The sequence below is a fragment of the Marinicella litoralis genome (assembly GCF_002591915.1).
GTDB lineage: Bacteria > Pseudomonadota > Gammaproteobacteria > Xanthomonadales > Marinicellaceae > Marinicella > Marinicella litoralis.
Window position 1 is genome coordinate 736,651 of record NZ_NIHB01000001.1, and the last position, 23,582, is coordinate 760,232.

Sequence of the window (23,582 nt, forward strand, 5' to 3'; positions counted from 1 at the left end):
CTCAATGCCATCAAACCCTTACTGGATATTCAGTTGAATGACTTTATTTTGTGGCTTATTGGCGTGGCGTTTCAGGAAATAATAAAAGGCGTAAAGTAAAGACGCACATGCCAGCAACCAACAGCTGGCAAACACCGGATGTTGGGCAAAAGTCACAAGCTGATAAAAACAGGTGGCAATCAAATAAGCGATGCCAGTGGAATAGCTGGCTGAAAACAAGGCCCATTGTTTACCCGTTTCCTTGGCGATGGTGGCGATGACAGTAACACAAGGGAAATACAACAAGACAAACAGCAAATAGGCATAAGCCGCGAAACCATTTCTGAATTTTTCCTGCAAGATGCCGAATAACTGGGTTGAAACACCTTGGTTTTCTGCCATGTTTTCCACGGCATCAATTTCAGCCAATGACAGCCCCAAAGGATCGGTTAAGGCATCGGCCAGACCAGCCGCATTGTCAGGGATGGTTTGTAAGGCTTCCATCAATTGTTCACCTATGGTGGCATCATCTTCTGTTATGGATTTAGAGTAAATGGCATCCAATGAACCCACCATCACCTCTTTGGCCAACAATCCTGTAAATAAACCTACCACGGCAGGCCAGTTATCTTGTTCTATGCCCATGGGAGCGAACAGCGGGGTGGCTATTTGTGAGCCAGCGGCCAACATCGATTGATCGACGTCTTTGTTGCCCCACGAAAAATCCCTGCCCACCGATGAGATGATTTGGAGAATCAACACAATGACGATAATGATTTTACCGGCGTCTATCATAAAACCGCGCAGTTTGAACCAGGTGGATTTGAGGATATAAAAAACGCCAGGAAAACGCCATTGAGGTAGCTCAATCACAAAAGGATCGGGTTTGCCAGGCAGGATGGTTTTGCGCATCAACAAACCAGTGGCTACGGCCACCAAAATGCCAATTAAATACAGGGAAAGCACGATCAAAGCCGCATTTTCAGTGAAAAAGGCAGCAACAAACAAGGCATAAACAGATAACCTCGCGCCACATGACATGAAAGGTGCCATCAGGGTGGTGATGATGCGTTCGTCTTTTTTCGCCAGTTGGCGCGTGGCCATGACCGCTGGCACATTACAGCCAAAACTGACGATCAATGGAACAAAGGCTTTGCCGGAAAGGCCGATTTTTTGTAACCAATTGTTCATCACAAAAGCCGCTCTGACCATATAACCAGATTCTTCTAACAAGGTCAGGAATAAAAACAAAAAACCAATCACAGGTATAAAGGTGGCAACGGTTTGAATGCCAGCGCCGATGCCATCTGCCAGCACCACTGTGAGCCAATCAGGTGCATGAACCATAGTCAACAACTGGCTGGTTCCATTGATGAACAGGGCACCTGTGGCGATGTCGAAAAAGTCCACAAACACGCTGGCCACATTGGTGGCAAAGAAAAACATCAGGTACATGGCAAACATAAAAGCCAAACTACCGCTTAATGGACTGGTCAGCCATTGATCGATTTTGCTGAAAGCGTTTTTCTTGTTTTTTCTTGAGGTGTCACTGGGATGTACAGTCACCGATGCAGCCATGTCCATGGCCTGTTGAAAGCGTGCATCAAAAACACGTTTACTCTCATTGATTACTTCATCCGAGGATTTAACATATTGTTTGATGGCTTCTGCCCGGGTATCAGCGGCAGGTAAATCAATGTCTTTTGGTAATTCTGTGTGCAAGTGATCTGCGGCTGTCTGATCGGATAGGGCCAGTTCAATGGCATCGAACAAGGCCTTGATGCCCTCATGATTGATGGCAGTGGTGGTGATGACTGGACAGCCGGTTATCTCAGCGAGTTTTTCAAGGTCGATGACTTTGCCGCTGGCCGCTCGTTCATCATCCATGTTAAGCACCAAAATGGTGGGAACGTCTAAATCGAGGACTTCGGTGGTTAAGAACAAGCAGCGTTCTAAATTGTTGGCGTTGAGTACATTGACATAGACAGCGATATCAGCTTTGTTGATGGCTTGTTTAACCACCAATTCATCTTGTGACAATTCGGCCAATGAAAGGCCATAAATACCCGGTAAATCAACCAAGGTAAATTGGGTGTTGTTGCGAATCAGTTTGGCTTTGGATTCACTGACTGTGACACCCGCCCAGTTGCCGGTTTTTTTGTTTTGTCCAGCGAGGGCATTGAATAAGGTGGTTTTACCGCTGTTGGGGTTTCCAATCAGGGCGACTTTGGCAATAGGGGCCATACGTGTGGCTGCTTAAATCAGTGAAACTGAAATGGAATTGATTAAATCTGAGCCTACGGCGATGTTGCCAAAAGGGGTTTTGATGACGGCGCCGTGTTTATACAATGCAACCAATTCAATCATCATGCCTAAACCCAATCCCATTAAGGTTAGTTTTTGGCTTAAAGATTCAGAGCATGCATTTTTACAAACTTGGTAGGTATTACCCGCTTTGGCTTTTGATAATTGTACTGAATGGTCAGTTGTTGCTGTCATGGCAAGATGTTAATCTAAATAGTAATGGTTCTCATTATTAGGTATTGTTCTGAATAAATCAAGACCCTTTTACTTAAATTTCATAAAAGTTTGACTCAAATCAAGCAGCAAGGCGCTTAATTAAAATGGATAAATGGTGAACCAGTCATAAACTGGCTTTAATTGTTTGGTTTAGTGCCGTGCAATTTGATAAAATGAACCGTTTATTTTGACTGGAATCATTGATGATTGGACACATTCAGGAGTTGATTGAAAACGCTTTGGAACATTTACAAGCCAAAGGTGAATTTAATTTAGAACAAAACCCAACAATCAACATCGAAAGAACCCGCAGTAAAGAGCACGGTGATTATGCTTCTAACGTTGCATTGACCTTGGCCAAACCCTTGCAGTCAAACCCGCGTGCCATTGCGGAAAAAATCATTGCCGAGCTGGCAGAATCCAGCCATGTGAGCAAAGTGGAAATTGCTGGGCCTGGGTTTATTAATTTTTACTTAACCGATGCTTGTCGCTTACAAGTCCTCAAACGCATCATCAAGCTGGGCAAATCCTATGGCAGCAGCCAATTGGGTGCGGACAAACGGATTACCGTGGAGTTTGTATCGGCCAACCCAACCGGACCACTGCATGTGGGTCATGGCCGTGGTGCCGCTTTTGGATCGAGTTTATCCAACATCTTAAAAAAAGTCGGTTATGACGTGCATGCCGAATATTATGTCAATGACCATGGACGCCAAATGGATATTCTGGCAGCTTCGGTGTGGTTACGTTATTTGGAATTGTGTGGTGAACCGATCACTTTCCCTGCCAATGGCTACAAAGGGGAATACATCGTCGACATTGCACGCAAAGTCAGGCAAAAATACGGTGATGACTTCAGGTACAGTCAGGCTGAAGTGTTTGCTCAAGTCAGTCCAGATGAACCCGCTGGTGGCGACAAAGAACAACACATTGACGATTTGGTGATCAATGCCAAGGACATTTTGGATAAGGGTTACCATAAGATTTTTAAAATTGCTTTGAAAAATATATTGTCAGGCATTGAAAATGATTTGGAAGATTTCAATGTTCACTATGACGAATGGTTTTCAGAAAAGTCATTGCATGAGTCAGACACCATCGAACGTGCTTTGGCCAAATTAGAAGCGGGTGGACACCTCTACAAAAAAGAAGGTGCCCTGTGGTTCAACGCCACCCATTTTGGTGATGAAAAAGACCGTGTGGTGATGCGTGAGAATGGTCTGAAGACTTATTTTGCTTCAGACGTGGCTTACTTGCTGAATAAATTTGAACGTGGTTTTGAAAAATCCATCTATATATTTGGTGCCGATCATCATGGGTATATCCCACGCTTGAAAGCAGCGACCAAGGCTTTGGGTTTTGATGCCGATCAAATTGACATCTTGTTGGTGCAGTTTGCGCATTTATTCAAAGGCGGTGAAAAACTAAAAATGTCCACCCGTTCGGGGGAATTTGTTACTCTGAATGAACTGGTGTCTGAAGTGGGTTGTGATGCTTCTCGATTTTTCTATGTGATGCGTTCGCATGACCAGCATTTAGATTTTGATATGGATTTGGCCAAGTCACAATCCAATGACAACCCAGTGTATTATATTCAGTATGCCCATGCCAGAATTTGTAGCATTTTAAGAAAACTCGAAGAACAAAACATGATGCACAACATCGAGATCGGTCACGTTTCGGTTGAGTTGTTGGTTGAAGAGCAGGAATTGGATTTGATCAAAGCCTTGTCGCAGTATCCAGAAGTGGTGGAAAAAGCGGCACTTAATTACTCGGTACATTCATTGTCTAATTATTTACGTGAATTAGCCCAGCTTTTTCACAGTTATTACAATGCCCATCAGGTACAAATAGATAACGAAAATTTACGCAACGCAAGGTTAAACTTATGTTTAGCAACGCGTTATGTGTTAGCCGATGGTTTGGCCCTGCTGGGCTCATCGTCGCCGAAAGAAATGCGTTCAGAGGACCGTAAAGAAGTATGACCACAAAAAAAGCAGTGCGCAAAACCACAAAAAAAAGAACCGCCCGCAAAGCCGGACACAAAAGACCTGTTCCAGGTTGGATAATTTTATTGAGCGGTGTGCTTTCAGGTTTGTTATTGGCGGTGTTTATTTACGTCAAAGGTTGGGTGCCTGAACCCATCCAAAACACCCAGAATCCGGTTCCAGGTGTGGCTCAGGAAACAGTGAAACCGGTAGAAGACGTCAGCAAAACGGTGTCGAAGAAACCAGATTATGATTTTTATTCGGTGTTACCTGAGATGGAGGTGGTGATTCCGAAAGAAGAGTTGGAACAACAAGCAGCCAGGGACAGCAAAGAATACAGTTATATCTTACAGGTGGGCTCATTCAAGAGTCGCTCAGATGCAGAAGAATTAAAAGCACGTATTGCTTTTTCAGGACAAATAGCCCATATCCAAGAAATCAAAGTGAATGGGACCCAATACCACAGAGTCAGGGTCGGCCCTTTTGACTCCAGCAGAGAAGCTGATAAACAAAAAAGACAATTGGAGCAAGGAGGTCACAAACCTCTGGTGCTCAAAGAAACAAAACCATAGGTGAAGATTATGAAAAACATTATATTTTTATTATTATTGAGTGGTCTGGCACACAGCCAAAACAAAGAGACGACTTATTATTTGCCTGCGATTGATGTGGCTGCAGAGAAAAGCCAGCTTCCAAAATCAAAAGGACCTTTGAAATATGCCATTAATACCATTGTCAATGACATTAAGATAAATGACGGCAAATCAACTACCGGTCAATGGCGTGCGGACAAAACTGGCTACAGCATATGGACTATTAATATACAAGCAGACAACGCAACCAGTTTGGACTTTGGATTCAAAGAATTTTACTTACCGCCCTCGGCAACTTTAACCGTATATAACAATGACGAAACAGTCATTAAAGGACCTTACACAGGGGCAGTGAATAAGAAAAATGGTTATTTTTGGCCGGGTACTGTACCAGGTGATTCTGCCAGAATAGAAATTGTTGTGGCCGATAAATTTAAAAATTATTTAACCTTTAATTTGGCAAATATTTACCGGGGTTTTTATAAATTTTGGGAGCAACCCCTTGCTAGTAAAAGTTTGTCTTGTAATATTGATGTCAATTGTCCAGAAGGAGATGACTGGGAAAATCAAATAAATTCTGTGGCACGGTATTCATTTGCGACCAACAATGGCGCTTCACTATGTACAGGCCAACTGATTAACAACACAGCGCAAAACGGTACACCTTATTTTTTGACAGCCAATCATTGTGGTTTTGAGGGGGCAACCACTCAAAATCAAAAAGAAGCCATTGCGGCTTCTATGAACATCTGGTGGAATTATCAATCTTTATCTTGTCGGACACCAGGCTCGGCACAAAGTGGTACCCAAATATCTACAGCGGGATTCAATGACACCCAATCGGGAGCCAGTTATATTGCCAATAATTCCGACAGTGATTTTGCTTTAGTTAGTTTAAATCAAGTTCCAAACAGCAATTATGGCGTTGAGTACACCGGATGGGATCGAAGTGACATCGCGCCTGATTCAGCTGTTTCAATTCATCATCCTCGTGGACATGCAAAAAGAATTGCCATAGAAAACAACCCGTTGTCAATCACTTCACCTTTTGCATCACAAGGGGTCAACAATACGCACTTATCAATCAATGTCTGGGATGAAGGCTTAACTGAACAAGGTTCATCTGGAGGTGGACTGTGGAACAGTGGTGGGCTTTTGGTGGGACAGTTGCACTTTGGAGATTTGGCACAAGTCTGTACTGATCCAGTATCTGACAGTTATGGTCGATTTAACACCTCATGGGATCAAGGCGCCAATACACAATCTCGGCTTAAAGAATGGTTGGATCCATTAAACACCGGCCAAATGACCCTTCAGGGAACCGGTGGTTGTGATGCACCGGCTGTTAGCATCATCAATAACTCCAGCAATGCAGTCGGTGATAATTTGATTTTTGAATCACAAGTGAGTGGTGGAATTGGGCCGTATACTTATGAATGGGACATCAATGGTGATGAGCTGATTGATGGCCAGAGCAACACAGTACAGGTCAGGTATCCTAAACAGTATGTAGGTAATGTGAACTTAAGTGTTAAAGACTCCACAGGTTGTGAGTCCAATGCATCTCAAGCGGTGGTGATTGAAGGCCCCTATCTTGAGTTACAACAATTGGATAACATCCGAATCAATTTAGATTTGGTTTGTGGTAATAATGACGAAGTAATCGACCCAGGCGAACGGTGGACATCAACCATCGAAGTCAGTAACGTGGGCAGCAGTACTGCCACAGATGCCTTTGTTGCGATGGGAGTTGCCCAGACATCAGTTTTGAATGGGGTTGCTGATAATTACGGTAATGTAGTGAGCAGTTGTGACCGTTTATTTATTGATATCAGCTCAACGGGTGACCTCATTCCTTGGGAAGCTGCAGCGAATGTGACTGGTACCGATGCTGCCGATGAAGGATCTGCCTTGATTCAATTGTCTCAGGCTTTTGAACACTATGGTCAAGCGGTCAATCAACTGAGGGCATCAACCAATGGTTTCCTCAGTACTTCTGCCAATGCAACAGGAGGTGACTGGGATAATGACTGTCCATTGCCACAAGCACCAGACAAGGACAATGAAGGTGCCAGGATTGCTCCGATGCATGATGACTTGAGGGATGCTTTGTTTTACCACCAATCATTCAGCAGTTGTCCCAGAGCATCAGAAATGGGTGGTGATTTGGCTTGTGAAGTGTTTTTATGGAAGGGGGCTGATTTATATGACACCCAAGGAGTGATTGAAAGCATTGATATACAAGCGATATTGTACCCAACCACTTCTCAATGGGTTTACCAATACAGTGGTACCGGTTTTGATGGTTCATCATCCACCACAGGCATGCAAAACCCCTCAGCCACTGATGGTTTGACTTTTGCTTGTAATACCGCCAGCAGCATCAATAATACCGATGCCGTATGCACCTTTAATAAAAATCATTTGCCAGAATCTGATGGAGCGGACTTTGTTAAACTTGAAATTCCAGCCATTCCAGTGGGGAACCTGGCTGCCAATCAAAGTGGCGGCAACATTTTAGAGTTTTCGGTGGCAGAAAATGCCACCTGTGGGACCTCGTTTGCTTTCAACCATGAAGCATCGGTCTATGATCAAGGGTTCAATGCAGGTAAAGACAATATATTTGTTGGAACCATTGGAAACAACGGGGTGTGTAATCCAGTGACCCATTGTGATGTGGCAGATAATGGCAATGACATCGATCCACGAGATGGTTTGTGGTGGAATCCCAATCGATCGGGAAATGGCGTGGACTTACATGTCACCAATCAGTCTTCATTGTTGTATGTGATGTATACAGGCAACCCTGATCGTTCGCCCATTTGGTACATCGCCAACAATGCCGAGTCAGCGCACAATCAATATTACAACGACATTTTGAAAGTTGAATACCCAGGTGGTTTTGCGGCCAACAACCAACAAATCGAAACAGTGGGTTGGTCAAACACCACTTTCACCAGCGACACCTCAGCAATTCAAGTGCGCAGGATCAATGGTGAGTTGAGTGCAGAAAAAATCATCTTGGATCAATTTGCAGCTGATCCAACACCGAATATGCACACGGGTCATTATTACAGTCCAAGTGAAAATGGTTGGGGTCAATCAATCATTACCCTGGGAGATGTGCGGGTTGCTATTGGTTATATCTATGACCAGTTGGGTGCACCATTTTGGACCATAGCCAGTGGCAGCAACGATGGCGGTGAAAAAACGGTGGTGACAGCAGATACCTTCTGTCCTCATTGTCCTTCGCTGCCGCTTGATGTACACACCATCGGTACATTGCGTATGGATTTAAATGGCCAGTCAAATGGGACCATCAATGAATACATCATCAGCTATCCACCGGAAGCGGCTCAACCGCAGGCTACTTGGAACAAGAGTAATTTGTCGATTGAAAATTTAGTCCCAGCGGACAATTGATACCTCACCATAATCTCTACTGCAGTATTGATTTGGTGCATAAGTAAACATCCGACCTTGCCCCACCTGATGTGGGGCCTTGGTTTTGCTGTCAGTTTACAGGCTTAATTGGATGGTTTTTGATAAGGTTTAGAGCCATCGGCTTGGATGCTGAATCTTTTGTATGTCCATTGGTATTGACTTGGGTTGATCGCGACCAGACTGGCTATGGTTTTATTCATGGTAATCACTGATTCATTGACATCATTGTAAATGGTGTCAGCTGCCAGCTTGAAATGTAAATCAAAACCCTTTCCATCGCTCAATCTTTCGGCCACCGCAAACACCACCGGTACCTTGGTTTTACCCGCAATTTTAGCAAACAATGTCATGGTATAAGCCGCTTGTCCCATGAAGGGTGCATATACGCCTTGACCATTTTTGGGTTGTTGATCGGGTAAAATCGCCAGAATGTTGTTTTGTTTTAATACTTTGAATATTTTTCTCACACCTTTGGCATCTGCGGTGATTTGGTTGGCGCCGCCAGAGCCACGGTATCTCAACAACAGCTGTTCAATTTTTTTGTCTTCAGGTGGCTTGTAGAGAAAAGAAAAGCCTTGATGACGGGAAAGCCATAAATTCAAGACCTCCCAGTTGCCGAAATGTGGCACTGCCATTAACAAACCTTGCTGTTTAGCCAAAGCAGCCTCCAAGACATCCAAACCATGGATGTTGTTGATGAGGGATTCGATGCTATTTTTGTGTTTTTTCCAAACAACGCCCATTTCAAACATGGATTTGATGGTTTCTTTTAAAGCCTCTTGAGCCAGTTTAATTTGTTCATCCGTGCTCAGCGTTGGGTAACACAGTTTGATGTTGGTGAGGGTGATGCGCCGTTGTTTTTCAGACCACCGCCAAACCATTTTGCCGATGAATGCTGCCCATTGTTGTGCTGTTTTCAGTTTGAGCCAACTGGTGATGTGGATGATGAATTGAAACAAAAATGATCGCATGGCAGCTATTTTAATTCATTTCAAATAAATAGTTGGGACAAAAAAAACCGTTGCCAAAATGACAACGGTTAATTTGCGAAGGAACAAACACGATCCTTCCTATCCATGATCCCCGAGAGTGGTACTTCATGTACCTGATTGTTAGTCCTTGTAAGCAATCATTTAGAATCAGTTCCCTGATCCTTCCTTAGTGTGCCTCATTGGCTGGTAAATCCAATTACCGTTTCCTTGGGGATATTATGTGATGTGGGCCCAGAAAAATCTGTCAACAAATTCTGAAAAGCTTGTAAGAAATTTCCTACAAGCATTCTTCGTAGATGATGTTTTAGCTCGATGAATTGGTGGGCTTACTTTCGGCTTTTTTGGGTTCTTTCGCTGGTTTTTTGGTCTTAAAATCAGTTTCGTACCAACCTGTGCCTTTCAACCTAAACCCGGCAGCCGAAACTTTTTTCACCAATGAAGGGGCTTCACATTGTGGACAATCACTCAGTGGTGCATCTGACATTTTTTGTAATTTTTCTAATTGGTGGTCACAGTCTTGACACTGGTATTCATAAATAGGCATACAAAATCTCTGCTAAAAAGGGTTGATTCACCATGGGCAGCCATCAATTTGATTGATGACTGCCCACATTATTTCTGCGACCCTTAGTGGGGTTGTTTGGCAATGAATTCAAGCTTTTGATTGGATAAATTCACTTCAATGATTTGTCCGGGTGAAAAATCACCTGCCAACAATCGACTGGCCAATGGGTTTTCTAACTCATCTTGAATGGCCCGTTTTAACGGTCTGGCGCCATAAACAGGATCAAAACCCACATTGCCCAAGAAGTCCAAAGCCTCGTCACTGATTTGTAGATGTAAATCACGAGCAGCCAAGCGTTTTTTGACTTTGTTGATTTGAATCTTGGCAATCAAACGGATGTGTTCTTGTTTCAATGGATGGAACACCACAATGTCGTCCACTCGATTGATGAACTCTGGTCTGAAATGTTGGCCGACCACAGTCATTACCGATTCTTTGATTTCTTTATAAGGGTCGTTGATCTTGGCCTGGATCAAATCAGAGCCCAAGTTCGAAGTCATGATGATGACGGTGTTTTTGAAATCCACCGTTCGACCCTGGCCATCGGTTAAGCGGCCGTCATCCAATACCTGTAACAACACATTGAAGACATCCGGATGGGCCTTTTCAACTTCATCCAACAAAATCAATGAATAAGGTTTGCGCCGTACCGCTTCGGTTAAATAACCGCCTTGGTCATAACCCACATAGCCTGGGGGTGCGCCGATTAAGCGAGCGACTGAATGTTTTTCCATGAATTCTGACATGTCCAAACGAATGATGGCGTCTTCCGTATCAAACATGAATTCAGACAAGGCTTTACACAATTCCGTTTTACCCACGCCGGTTGGCCCCAAGAACATGAATGAACCAATGGGTCGATTGGGATCAGCCAATCCTGAACGCGAACGTCGAATCGCATCTGCCACTGATTTCACGGCTTCTTCTTGGCCAATCAAACGTTGATGGATCACTGACTCCATTTGCAATAATTTTTGTTTTTCACCTTCCATCATCTTGGTCACAGGGATGCCAGTCCACATTGAGACGATTTCCGCAATCTCCACTTCGGTGACTTTGTTGCGCAGTAATTGAAATGAACTCATGTCCACCTCAGTGGCTTGCGCAATTTGTTTTTCCAATTCAGGAATCTGGCCATATTGTAACTCTGACATTTTGGCCAAATCACCAGCTCGTTGAGCCACTTCGAAAGCAGATTTGGCTTCTTCCAACTCTTCTTTCAGGTGAGTGGTGCCTTGGACAGCGGCTTTTTCACTGTTCCATATTTCTTCCAAGTCAGAATATTCACGACCCAGAATCTCAATGTTTTCTTCCAATTCGGCCTGGCGTTTTTTTGACGCCTTGTCTTTTTCACGCAACAAGGATTCACGCTCCATTTTAAGCTGTATCAGTTTGCGGTCTAATTTGTCCATCTTGTCAGGTTTGGAATCAATTTCCATGCGAATGCGACTGGCCGCCTCATCCATTAAATCAATGGCCTTATCAGGCAAATTACGATCAGTGATGTAGCGATGAGACAATGTGGCCGCTGCAATGATGGCCGGATCAGTGATTTCTACGGCATGGTGCACTTCATAGCGCTCATTCAAGCCACGCAATATGGCGATGGTGTCTTCCACCGATGGTTCTTCAACCAATACTTTTTGAAACCTGCGCTCCAAAGCTTTGTCTTTCTCAATGTATTTGCGGTACTCATCCAAGGTGGTGGCACCAATACAATGTAATTCACCACGGGCCAACGCCGGTTTCAACATATTACCGGCATCCATTGCACCTTCGGCTGCACCAGCGCCAACCATGGTATGTAACTCATCGATGAATAAAATCACCTGACCTTCTTGTTTGCTCAAGTCATTCAACAAGGCTTTTAAACGTTCTTCAAATTCACCGCGGTACTTAGCACCCGCAATCAACGCGCCCAAGTCCAAAGACAACAATCGCTTGCCTTTGACCCCTTCGGGCACTTCATTGTTCACGATGCGCTGAGCCAAGCCTTCCACAATGGCGGTTTTACCCACTCCCGGTTCACCGATGATGACTGGGTTGTTTTTGGTGCGGCGTTGTAAGATTTGGATGGTGCGTCTGATCTCAGCATCACGCCCAATGATTGGGTCCATTTTCGACTGTTCTGCGCGTGCCGTTAAATCAACGGTGTATTTTTCCAAGGCTTGGCGGTTTTCTTCAGCACCAGCATCATCAATTTTGTTGTCACCACGGATGTCATCAATGGTTTTTTCCAATGAATCACGTTGGGCGCCGGCTTTTTTCAATAACTGTGCGGTGGTGTCATTGGAGTCCAATAAGGCCAATGCAAACAATTCGCTGGCAATGTATTGATCTTCACGTTGTTGTGCCAACTTGTCCGCCAGGTTCAAAACCTTGACCAAATTATTGGATAGGTTGACTTGACCCGTGTTGTTACCAATCACCGGCATCATCTCAATGGTTTCATCAACGCTTTTACGCAACAGGTTGACATTGACCCCTGATTTCATCAACACGTGTTTCATGGATGAGTTTTCTTGGTCCAGTAAAGCAGCCAATACATGGGCCGATTCAATCACATTGTGGTCTTTACCCACAGCGATGGATTGCGCTTCGTTCAGTGCTTGCTGGAAATTGGTGGTTAATTTATCAAAGTTCATAATTTCCAATTAAATTTATAGATTAAAACAGAAATGGGGATGGCTTAAGTGTTTTTCAAATCAGCAACATAACTACCAGTGGCTTATTTGATTGATATCAAGTTTTCTTACATGCTTTCTTCCTTGGCAACCACAAGTGGTAGATGTGAAAAAAAAATCCAAGGCCGAAAAACCATGCATTGTGACCAGTTTGAATGCGGTTACATCAAATCTTATCAAATTTTTGTTGTTCAGCTTTTAGGTTGTTCAAGTCATCCTCATTGTCGAGTTTTTTCTTCGCATCACTTATGATGTTTTGCGCTTGTTTCTTCATCGCCTTTTTATACTGCTCGTTGGCACATTCTTGTTGCAACAGATAGTCACACATGCGCAATAATTTACTGACAATGATGATGTCGTGAGAACAGTATGCCCTGAATGGTGCGAGGATGGTGTAGAGCAACTGATCAAACGGTGTGATGTTGATTTGTACTTTGAGCTTTTGATTTTTTCCAATCAACATGCGGTCTGATTTTTTTATACGCAAAGCAAGCAGTTCAGTGAGGTAGTCAATACAGGTTAAGGCGGTGCCGGGATCATTGATGCCTGGTGACATGGCTTTGATGGCTATTTCTGTTATCAGTTGAAATGCCAGGGCGTAATTTTCACTCATTGACTCGGTGTCATCGATGATGAACTGGTCTAAAAACTTTTCTGCGGTGGTTTCATCTAATTTTTGTTTAGATTTAAATATCGGAATGCCTTTGAGCAAGAAAGTGCTTTTTCTGGGCAATATTCGGATCACAGTATTCGATTGATCAATCAGTTCCAATAAGTTATTGATTCTCATGGTTTGAATGTACCCAGAATGGGCTGAATAATATTCATGCCAATCTGAGGTATCATTCAGTTGCTTGTCTTCTTCAATCAGCGATTTATTTTCTTCGTCATAAGTGATTAACAGCTCCAGGCGTTTTTTTGCAGTGGTGAATATCGATTTCAAAATATGGTCAACTTGAATCGACTGCGAAATGGAGTGAATAAAATATATGAAGGCCGCCAAAGAAACGGTGATAAAGATAATGGCTACCAATACCGAAAACCCTGGAAGCTGGTAATTTTTATCGGTGGGCTCAATCGAAATCAGGGTTATCAGACAATAAAACACGCCAGACAAGTGAATGCCCAGAATGCTTTGGTGTTTTTTGTTTGAGATTAATCCAGGCAGCAGCCTGGGTGAAAAATTACTGGAAGCTTGATTGAGAATGATCATTACCATGGAAAAGCTGAACACCAAGATTGAAATCAAACCTCCAATCAAACTACTCAAGATAACCCTGGCGGTTGCTAAGTCATTGATAACCAAAACAGGCAAGGCCTCTTGTAAATAATCTGAAATGCCGTGTTGTTCAGCTGACACCATCAACAAGGCAAAAATCACCCCCCAAATTGCAATCAAACTGGGATAAAACGCGATTTTGTTTTCAATTTTCCAGAAGTATTGGATGATTTTATTGAACATAGCCAAGTGTCAGTTGCAAAATTATTGAACATTTATTATAGACTGGTGGCAGGAATTTATTCAGTATCATTTTGGTTTGCTTGGAGCCATAAGCTAAGACCCATCTCAATTGAGATGGGTTGTAACCTTGTTTTACAAGCGATCAGACCAAAGTTAAATTTTTCAACGGTAACCTTCGGTGCCTTACACCATTGGCCGCAAAGATGGCATTACAAAATGCCGGTGCGAAAGGTGGCAGCCCCGGTTCACCGACACCCGTCGGAACGGCATCACTTTTGATGATGTGGGTGTGGATTTCAGGGATTTGGTTGATGCGTGACATTTGATAGCTGTCAAAATTACCTTGTTCAATCGCACCGTCTTTGGCGGTGATTTCACCATAAAAGGCCAGTGATGTACCAAAAATGGCTGAACCTTCCATTTGTGATTTAACCCGATCTGGGTTAAGTATTTTTCCTGCATCGACAGCCATGTGAATGTCTTCAATTTTGACTTTGTTGCCATCGGTGGAAACCTTAACGACCACCGCGATATAACTCAAAAAACTGCGCCAAGCGGCAATGCCCATACCAGTGCCTTCAGGCAACTCTTGGCCCCAACCGGCTTTGTCTGCTGCCACTTGAATCACATTTTTTAAGCGGCTGGTTTCTGCTGGGTATTGTTCTGGAGATTCGCCGTAATTGCTGTATTTGAAGTCATCAGCGGCAAAGTCTTCGATTCGGTCGCTGCCAATCATTTGCAACAAAAAGTCTTTTGGGTCTTGTCCAGCCAAATGGGCCAACTCATCAGCAAATGAAGACGCGGCGAATACATTGTTGATGTTGGTCACTGAGCGAACCCAGCCTATGCGCATAAAAGTATCGGTTTCTCCCAGTGCTATTTTGATGTTAGGTACATCAAACATCATGTCGCCTTGACCCAAGTCGGTACTGCCGGCTAATTTTGCCGCTGGATCAAAGGTGGCACCGATGGGGTGATTGACCATGGCGTGGTACCAGCTGGTGACTTTGTTATCAACATCCAATGAGCCGCTCAGTTTTTGATAGCTGGGCGAATGGTAATAACCATGTTTGATTTCATCTTCACGGGTCCACAACACTTTAACCGGAAATTTGCTTTCATTGGCCAGGTAAGCCGCTTCAGCGACATAATCGGGTTTCGATTTGCGACCGAAGCCGCCACCCAAAAGGGTGACATTGATTTCCACATTGGCTGCCTTTTCTTTGGGGATTTCTAAAGTCGCCATGACGTTGCCTTGAGCCGCTTGTGGGGTTTGGGTACAAGCCCAAACTTCAACCCGATCACCATTGATTCTTGCTGTGGCAGCGGGTGGTTCCATGGTGGCATGGGCCAAACCAGCCACATGGTATTCAGCTTCAAGGTGTTTGCTGGCATCTTTTTTGGCTGCTTCAACATCGCCTCGATTTCTGACCACTTCCTTGGGGTTTTCCAATGCCTGGATAAACACTGCTTCGTGGTCTTTGGTGTTGTAACTGGCATTACTGCCATGATCCCATTCAATTTTTAAGGCTTCACGGCCTTTGATGGCTGCCCAGGTGTTGTCTGCTATGACGGCGATACCGCCGAGCATTTTAAAGGCAGCCGGTGGTGTTAATGCAGGCATTTCAATCACTTTGACCACACCAGGTACTTTTAGGGTTTCACTGGCATCGAAACTTTTTACTTGACCAAACACCACGGGAGGACGGGCAATCACGGCAGTTTTCATGCCTGGAATCTCGATGTCATAACCAAATTTTGCTTGCCCAGTGACCACTTCATGAGCATCCAAGTTTTTCATTCCTGGCTTGCCTATGTATTTTTGTTCGGCTTCGGTTTTTAGTTTCAATGATTCGCGTGCCGGAACTTCTAGGGTGCTGGCAATTTTCACCAAGTTTTTAAAGTCAATGGTTTGATTTTGGTATATGGCTTGGTGATTTTCAATCCGCACTTGGTCAATGGGAACCGCCCACACATTGGCAGCCGCTTGTTGGATTAAGGTGCGCATGATGGCACCGGCTTCTTTAAGTTTGGTGTAATTTTTTCTGACACTGCGCGAGCCATCGGTGTTTTGACTGCCGTATTTGGCATCGCCGATGGCTTGTTTTACGGTGACGCGTTGCCAATCAGCTTCCATCTCGTCAGCCACCAGCAAGGGTAAGGTGCTGAGAATGCCTTGTCCCATTTCACTGCGATGAGAAATGATGGTGACTTGACCGGTTTCATCCATGGAAACAAAGACATCGGGTGAAAATGACATCGGTTCATGGTTGGCAGCAAAAACAGGTGCGAATTGAACGCCCAATACCAATGTGCCTGAGGCCAAGCCGGTGCCTTGAAGAAACTTCCTGCGACTGACTTTCTTAATCATGAGGTTTCTCCATTGCTGTTGTTGGTGGATTTGGCTGCCAACTTGATGGCTGCACGAATTCTTGGGTAAGTGCCACAACGACAAATGTTGCCTGCCATTGCATTATTGATGTCGTCATCTGTTGGGCTGGCATTGTTAGCCAACAGGGCTGATGCCGACATGATTTGACCGGTTTGGCAGTAACCACATTGCGCCACATTCAATGTTTGCCAAGCTTGTTGGACTGGGTGGTCGCCTTTTTCTGACAAACCTTCTATGGTGGTAATGGTTTTGTCTTTGGCATAAGACATGGGCGTGATGCATGAACGCATGGCTTGGCCATCAATATGGACGGTACAAGCACCACATATGCCTTTACCGCATCCATATTTGCTGCCTGTGAGTTTGGCCACATCGCGCAGAGCCCATAACAATGGCATGTCTTCGCTGACGTCTAAAGTGGTGAGTTGGCCGTTGATGTTGAGTTTAATCATTGTAGTGCCCAAAAAGATAATGCAGATAATTATAGCTTAATTTATTGGCATTTCTTTTTCAAAAAACAGCTAAAAGTGCACGATTTAATAGAGACATTCAATTTTATTCATAATCGAGTCGGCTAAAGCCAACAACCCAAAATAAAGTTGTAGGATTTTATTGAACTGGGTTGTTGACTTCAGTCAACCCAAAACTTTCAGTTTGTCATTGCTTTTATGTAACCGTGAGGTTTGGGGTTATAGTCTGGTTTCAGTTTATATTTTTAGGTCTGAATTTTAGAAGTTTTTTGAATCAGCTCATGACCATAGACCACCACACAAGCCATGATAATCTAGGGTAGCCATTCAGCGTTTTACATATGAATGATAAAGCCACTCAACAACGCCAGAATGGGCGGTATTAAAATCAGAACAATTGTCATAAGTATCTTGATGTTTAGTTCAGCCAGATGATTGTACATGACTTTGAACTGCAATCATGTGTTTAGCTATGAATAACAATATACTGTCATCCTGAGCGAAGCGGAGCGCAGTCGAAGGATCTCCCTCAGCTGATGGGAACATCCTTATTTAAGCCAAGTATCCTGAGATTCTCGATTTCGTCCAATTTGAAAGCGTTGAACTTGAAAGAAAAAGGAAAGTCTGATCAATCAAATTAACCCAAACTGGCAAGACTTAGATTTGGATTTGCAAATGGTGTGGTGAAGTTAATTATAGGTCAGCCCAGTAAAATGAGATCTTTCGACTGCGCTCCGCTTCGCTCAAGATGACAAATGACTGGTGCACAATTCAATCATTGATTTACTTCAATCTTCACAGCTTAACTGTAGCTGTTGGGCTATAATAACGAACGTTTGAAAGATAAAAATATAAACTTGAAAAAATTTGACTATATTGTGGTTGGAGCAGGCTCAGCTGGCTGTGTTTTGGCCAACCGACTGTCTGCTGATGGCAAACACACTGTGTTGTTGGTTGAAGCGGGCGGCACCGATTGGAATCCCATGATCCATATGCCAGCGGGTTTGGCTAAATTGGTGGGCTTTAAATCGATCAATTGGAATTATGACACTGAACCAGAGCCGCAGTTGAATAACCGCAAGTTGTATTGGCCACGTGGCAAAGTTTTGGGCGGGTCTTCGTCGATCAATGCCATGTGCTACTGTCGAGGTCACCGCAAGGATTATGACCATTGGGAAGCCCAAGGCAATGCAGGCTGGGGCAGTAAAGACGTGTTGCCTTACTTCATGAAAAGTGAAAACAACCAAAGGTTGAAAAATGAATTTCACAGCCAAGACGGTTTGTTGTCCGTATCAGACCATATATACACCAATCCACTGAGTGACGTATTTCTTGATGCTGCAGCAGAAGCTGGCTACCAACGCACCGATGATTTCAATGGCCTGCGTCAAAGGGGTTTTGGTTATTATCAAGTGACCCAAAAAAATGGCCAACGCCACTCCACAGCCGAAGCGTTTCTAAAACCTGCCAAAGGGCGCAGCAACCTAACAGTGTGGACCAAAACTTTGGCCCAAAAAGTTATTTTAAAAGACAAAAAAGCCACCGGTTTGCTGGTTAAAAAAGGAGGGCAGCTACAGCAGCTGAAAGCCAATAAAGAAGTGATTTTGTCCAGTGGCGCGATCAACTCACCGCAATTGTTGATGCTATCAGGTATCGGCAACAGCGAAGAACTGGCACACCATGGCATCCAGTGTCAGCATGAATTACCCGGTGTGGGGAAAAACTTACAGGATCATTTGGATGTGTGTTTGGTTCAGCATTGTAGCCAGGACATAACTTATGACACCGTCAATGAAGTGCTGTCAGGTTTGAAATACTATTTGTTCAAAAAGGGCCCAGGAACGTCTAACGTTGCTGAAGCTGGTGGTTTTTGGCAAAGCCCAATGGCCATCGATGATCGACCCGATTTGCAATTTCACTTTGTTCCAGCCATGCTTGATGACCATGGACGCAACCGTTTGAAAGGCAACGGATATACCTTGCACATGTGTGTGTTAAGGCCTGAAAGCCGTGGCGAAATTAAACTCAAATCAGCCAACCCAGAAGACCCACCACAGATTCAAGCCAATTACCTTGCGGTCGAACATGATTTGAAAATAATGGTTGAGGGTTTCAAAATTCAACGCAAAATTTTTGCTGCCAAAGCATTTGATGAATTCAGAGACGATGAAATATTTCCTGGCAGTGAGGTGCAAACCGACGAGGAAATCATCGATTTTATTCGCAACAAAGCCGAATCGATTTATCACCCAATAGGTACCTGTAAAATGGGCAGTGATGACATGGCAGTGGTTGACCAAAACCTCAAAGTGCATGGCATTGAAGGTTTGCGTGTGGTGGATGCATCGGCAATGCCCACATTGGTTTCGGGCAACACCAACGCCCCGACCATCATGATGGCCGAAAAGATCAGCGATGTGATTATTAACCAACGGTAATCAAAATTCGTTACTTCATCAAAACCAGGGGTCAGTTTTTTTGATCCCCCGTCATTCTGAGCAAAGCAAAAACACAGCCATTTAAATCGATTGGATGGATTGCACTCAGGATGGCACCATTTCATGATGAAATCCTGAGGGTTCGTTTTATCATTCCTGCGAAGGCATGAATTTTATCTGTTAAACTGAGGCCATTCAAAGCTTGGGATAATTTTAAACAACAGGTATGAAACACCCCTTTAAATACAGTCTTGCCAGTCAATCGCAAACCCATTAATAACTGTATGGAAAGTTATTTAAAAGACAAGATAAAATCGACACAGGTCGAATCCAGACAATGATTCAAATGTTGGTCAAACGGTTGCTTTGGGGAATCCCCGTACTCTGGTTGATCTTGACCTTGACCTTCTTTTTGTTGCGGGCTGCACCCGGTGGTCCCTTTGATCAAGAGCGTGAACTGTCGGCTGAAGTTGAACAGTTGATTGCCCAAAAATACCAGTTGGACCAACCGTTGATGACTCAATATGGCAACTACCTTAAATCTGCTGTGCAAGGCGATTTGGGTCCCTCATTCCAGTATGCAGATTATTCAGTCAATCAACTGATTGCTTTGGGGCTGCCTGTGTCATTGAAAATTGGCTTTTATGCTTTGTTGTTAGCCTTGTTTTTCGGCGTGTTGTTGGGTGGTTTTGCCGCCACTTATGCCAATCGCTGGCCAGATTTGGTTGCCATGATCGTGGCAGTCATTGGTATCAGCACCCCTAATTTTGTGATTGCCCCATTATTGATTCTTGGGTTTTCAGTCCACATGCAGTGGCTGCCAGTGGGTGGTTGGTCAGGTGGTCAGTGGCCCTATTTGGTGTTACCTGTGGTGACTTTGAGTTTTCCTTTTGTGGCAGCAATTGCCCGTTTGGTGCGCAGTGGTTTGTTGGAGGTTTTGAGCCAACCATTTATCCAAACCGCCAGAGCCAAAGGCTTGTCTACATACCAAGTGCTGTTTAAGCATGCTTTGCGGCCAGCGATGTTGCCTGTGGTCAGTTACTTGGGGCCGGCTGCCGTCGGTTTGATGACAGGTTCGGTGGTGATTGAACAAATTTTTGGGATTCCAGGAATGGGTCGCTATTTTGTACAAGGTGCTTTGAATCGAGACTATACTTTGGTTTTGGGTGTGGTCTTGGTGATTGGTATCATGATGATGTTATTCAATTTGTTGGTTGACATGCTGTACCGATGGTTGGATCCAAGGGTGGCGAAAACCTGATGAAATTGAAATTGGGTTTGTCATTGCTGTTGATGTTGCTTGTTGTGGTGCTGTTTGGGCCTTGGTTGACTGGTTTTAATCCAGAGACCATACATTGGGATGACATGGCGGCAGCCCCAGATGGCATTTATTGGTTTGGTACCGATGTGATGGGCCGAGACCTGTACATTCGTACCTTGTTGGGCGGACAGGTGTCTTTGATGGTGGGTTTATTGGCCACCTTGGTGAGTGTCTTGATTGGTGTCACCTATGGCATGATTGCGGGCTTTTTTGGTGGACGGGTCGATGCCATCATGATGCGCACAGTCGATGTGCTGTATGCTTTACCATTTTTGTTTTTGGTGATTTTGTTGCTGGTGTTTTTTGGACAAAACATGTGGCTGTTGTTCGCTGCGATTGGGTGTTATTTGTGGCTTGATATGGCGCGAATCGTTCGAGGTCAAACATTGGTGTTGAAAGAGCAGGCATTTGTTGAATCGGCCTATGCCATTGGACAAAAAGATGCTTACATTTTGCTCAAGCACATATTGCCCAATTTGATTGGTGTGGTGGTGGTCTATGCCACATTGACCATACCTCAAGTGATCATGATTGAATCTTTTTTGAGTTTCTTGGGTTTGGGTATTCAGGAACCGATGACATCATGGGGCGCTTTGGTCAATGAAGGAGCCAGTTATATGGAAATGGCACCGTGGTCATTGTTATTTCCCGCTTTATTTTTATCATTGACACTGGTAGGATTCAACTTGGTGGGGGATGGTCTCAGAGATCGTTGGGATCCTTCAATGAAAAACCAATGATTGCAGCCATTAAATATTTCCAATGAGAGAAATACCGAGAACACCCGAGATGAATAACAATCAACTATTGAGCATCGAACATTTATCGATTGAATTCAACACCCATGAAGGTGTGGTTCGTGCTGTGGATGATTTGAGTTTTGCCATCAAGGCAGGACAAACCATTGGTTTGGTCGGTGAAAGCGGTTCGGGCAAATCAGTCACCGCTTTGTCTGTCTTGGGATTGATACCACAACCGCCAGGTAACATCACATCAGGCGCTATCAACTATTTGGGCGACGACCTGCTTAAAATGCCTGAAAAACAATTGAGGCAGATTCGAGGCAATGACATTTCGATGGTGTTCCAAGAGCCGATGACCTCATTGAATCCAGTCTTTCGTGTCGGTTATCAAATCTCAGAAGTGTTGCGGCTGCACAAAAACCTCAGTAAAAAACAAGCCTGGCAAAAGACAGTGGAACTGATGGATTGGGTGGGTATACCTGAACCACACCGCCGAGCCAGGTCTTACCCCCATGAATTATCAGGGGGACAAAAACAACGTGTCATGATCGCCATGGCAATCGCCTGTGAACCTAAATTGTTGATTTGTGATGAGCCGACCACGGCCTTGGATGTCACCATTCAACAACAGGTGCTGGAATTATTACAACAACTGCAAAAGGATTTGTCCATGAGCATGTTGTTCATTACCCATGATTTGGGAGTGATAGCTGATTTGGCTGATGAAGTGGTGGTGATGTACCGCAGCAAAAAAGTGGAACAAGCAATCACGGCTAAAATTTTTACCGAAGCCCATCATCCGTATAGCAAGGGTTTGTTGGCATGTCGTCCTAAATTGCACGATAACCCCCAAAGGTTGTTAACGGTCAGTGATTTTATGAATGCTGCAGGCGAGGAACTGACACCTACCTTGGCACAACAACAGCCGCAAATCAAAGCAGATAAAAACCACCATGAGGTGTTGTTACGAGTGAATGAATTAAAAACCCATTTTCCCATCAAAGGTGGTTTTTTTGGCCGAGTTCAATCACATGTCAAAGCGGTTGATGGTGTCAGCTTTACAGTGAAGAAAGGTGAAACACTTGGCTTGGTGGGCGAATCCGGTTGTGGCAAGACCACCTTGGGACGAACCTTGTTGAAATTACAGCGAGCCACCAGTGGTAGCGTCCATTATGATGGGATAGATGTGTTCGCACAAAGCCCAAAAGACATGCGCCGTTTGCGTTCCCGCATGCAGATTATTTTTCAGGATCCTTTTGCTTCATTGAACCCCCGAATGACCATTGGTCAAGCCATCATGGAGCCCTTGAACATCCACCGACCAGAGGACAGCAAAGTCTTGCGTTGGGAGCGGGTGGCTGAACTGATCAAACAAGTCGATTTGAATCCCGATCAACTGAACCGTTTCCCTCATGAGTTTTCTGGTGGTCAAAGACAGCGCATCTCAATTGCCCGAGCCCTGGCCGTTGATCCAGAATTCATCGTTTGTGATGAATCAGTGTCTGCCTTGGATGTCTCAGTACAAGCACAAGTGCTGAACTTGTTGTTAGACCTTCAGGCCCAACGTGATTTAACCTACATCTTTATCTCTCATGACCTATCGGTAGTGAACTTCATTGCTGATCGCGTTGGGGTGATGAACCAAGGCAAGATAGTCGAGCTGAACACCGCCGAAGAAATCTACCGCAATCCACAGAATCCCTACACCCAGAAGCTGCTGGATGCGATTCCGAAGGGTGTGCCTAGAGCAACTAAATAAGGCTCGCCGACAAAAGTGCAAAAAAGCACATTGTCATCCTGAGTGGAGCGAAGCGGAACCGAAGGATTTCCTGAAGTTCCATAGATGGTTAATATTCGTCATCCCGGCGAAGGCCGGGATCCAGTGTCTTTCTGAAGGATCATTAACTTGCTATTAAACTAATGTCTTTTTCATGAGTCTTTCAATAGCTTGATTAATGAGTTTTCAATAAATTCAAATTTAATTAATAATT

15 protein-coding genes are annotated in these 23,582 nt (G+C 44.2%); 7 read left to right on the forward strand and 8 right to left on the reverse strand.

What is annotated here, in order from left to right:
* Positions 1-18: 18 nt before the first annotated feature.
* On the reverse strand, positions 19-2,223 hold the full coding sequence (feoB, locus tag CCS90_RS03305; RefSeq protein ID WP_099018072.1) for a ferrous iron transport protein B: 2,205 nt from the start codon (positions 2,221-2,223) through the stop codon (positions 19-21).
* 12 nt (positions 2,224-2,235) lie between these two features.
* Positions 2,236-2,478, reverse strand: coding sequence for a hypothetical protein (locus tag CCS90_RS03310; protein WP_099018073.1), 243 nt, complete (start codon positions 2,476-2,478; stop codon positions 2,236-2,238).
* A gap of 224 nt (positions 2,479-2,702) precedes the next feature.
* Here CCS90_RS03310 and argS point away from each other — a divergent pair, with 224 nt between their 5' ends.
* Genes argS through CCS90_RS03325 form a run of 3 tightly spaced genes read left to right on the forward strand, consistent with a single transcriptional unit; the run spans position 2,703 to position 8,503 of the window.
* Positions 2,703-4,484 (forward strand): arginine--tRNA ligase, encoded by a 1,782-nt coding sequence (gene argS / locus CCS90_RS03315; protein ID WP_099018074.1) that lies wholly within the window; start codon positions 2,703-2,705, stop codon positions 4,482-4,484.
* Positions 4,481-5,059 (forward strand): SPOR domain-containing protein, encoded by a 579-nt coding sequence (locus CCS90_RS03320; protein ID WP_099018075.1) that lies wholly within the window; start codon positions 4,481-4,483, stop codon positions 5,057-5,059. Before argS ends, CCS90_RS03320 begins: the two co-directional genes overlap by 4 nt.
* A gap of 9 nt (positions 5,060-5,068) precedes the next feature.
* Entirely contained in the window at positions 5,069-8,503 is a 3,435-nt protein-coding gene (locus tag CCS90_RS03325; RefSeq protein ID WP_099018076.1) for an NIDO-like domain-containing protein, read from the forward strand.
* Positions 8,504-8,607: 104 nt separating this feature from the next.
* Here CCS90_RS03325 and CCS90_RS03330 read toward each other — a convergent pair whose 3' ends face one another.
* The 6 genes from CCS90_RS03330 to CCS90_RS03355 all read right to left on the reverse strand — a co-directional run bounded on the left by CCS90_RS03330 (position 8,608) and on the right by CCS90_RS03355 (position 17,071).
* Positions 8,608-9,495 carry a lysophospholipid acyltransferase family protein gene (locus tag CCS90_RS03330; protein WP_099018077.1) on the reverse strand — a complete coding sequence of 296 codons (888 nt, stop codon included), beginning with the start codon at positions 9,493-9,495 and terminating at the stop codon, positions 8,608-8,610.
* A 325-nt stretch (positions 9,496-9,820) separates the two neighbouring features.
* The gene (locus CCS90_RS03335) at positions 9,821-10,060 is read right to left on the reverse strand and encodes an FmdB family zinc ribbon protein (protein ID WP_099018078.1); all 240 of its coding nucleotides are present in this window, start codon (positions 10,058-10,060) and stop codon (positions 9,821-9,823) included.
* A gap of 83 nt (positions 10,061-10,143) precedes the next feature.
* The gene (gene clpB, locus CCS90_RS03340; protein ID WP_099018079.1) at positions 10,144-12,726 is read right to left on the reverse strand and encodes an ATP-dependent chaperone ClpB; all 2,583 of its coding nucleotides are present in this window, start codon (positions 12,724-12,726) and stop codon (positions 10,144-10,146) included.
* A gap of 205 nt (positions 12,727-12,931) precedes the next feature.
* Positions 12,932-14,227 carry a DUF2254 domain-containing protein gene (locus CCS90_RS03345; protein ID WP_099018080.1) on the reverse strand — a complete coding sequence of 432 codons (1,296 nt, stop codon included), beginning with the start codon at positions 14,225-14,227 and terminating at the stop codon, positions 12,932-12,934.
* A 142-nt stretch (positions 14,228-14,369) separates the two neighbouring features.
* Positions 14,370-16,598 carry a xanthine dehydrogenase family protein molybdopterin-binding subunit gene (locus CCS90_RS03350; RefSeq protein WP_099018081.1) on the reverse strand — a complete coding sequence of 743 codons (2,229 nt, stop codon included), beginning with the start codon at positions 16,596-16,598 and terminating at the stop codon, positions 14,370-14,372.
* Entirely contained in the window at positions 16,595-17,071 is a 477-nt protein-coding gene (locus CCS90_RS03355; protein WP_099018082.1) for a (2Fe-2S)-binding protein, read from the reverse strand. The genes CCS90_RS03350 and CCS90_RS03355 overlap by 4 nt, the downstream gene beginning before the upstream one ends.
* Before the next feature lie 875 nt (positions 17,072-17,946).
* On the opposite strand from CCS90_RS03355, the gene CCS90_RS03360 reads away from it, so the two are divergent.
* The 4 genes from CCS90_RS03360 (at position 17,947) to CCS90_RS03375 (ending at position 23,350) form a co-directional block, all read left to right on the forward strand.
* The gene (locus tag CCS90_RS03360) at positions 17,947-19,527 is read left to right on the forward strand and encodes a GMC family oxidoreductase (RefSeq protein ID WP_099018731.1); all 1,581 of its coding nucleotides are present in this window, start codon (positions 17,947-17,949) and stop codon (positions 19,525-19,527) included.
* A 337-nt stretch (positions 19,528-19,864) separates the two neighbouring features.
* A complete protein-coding gene (locus tag CCS90_RS03365; RefSeq protein ID WP_099018083.1) occupies positions 19,865-20,788 on the forward strand; it encodes an ABC transporter permease subunit in 924 nt (307 codons plus the stop codon).
* Positions 20,788-21,588 (forward strand): ABC transporter permease, encoded by an 801-nt coding sequence (locus CCS90_RS03370; protein WP_099018732.1) that lies wholly within the window; start codon positions 20,788-20,790, stop codon positions 21,586-21,588. Before CCS90_RS03365 ends, CCS90_RS03370 begins: the two co-directional genes overlap by 1 nt.
* Before the next feature lie 22 nt (positions 21,589-21,610).
* Complete coding sequence (locus CCS90_RS03375) at positions 21,611-23,350, forward strand: ABC transporter ATP-binding protein (RefSeq protein WP_246026979.1); 1,740 nt, start codon at positions 21,611-21,613, stop codon at positions 23,348-23,350.
* The last annotated feature ends 232 nt before the right edge of the window (positions 23,351-23,582 follow it).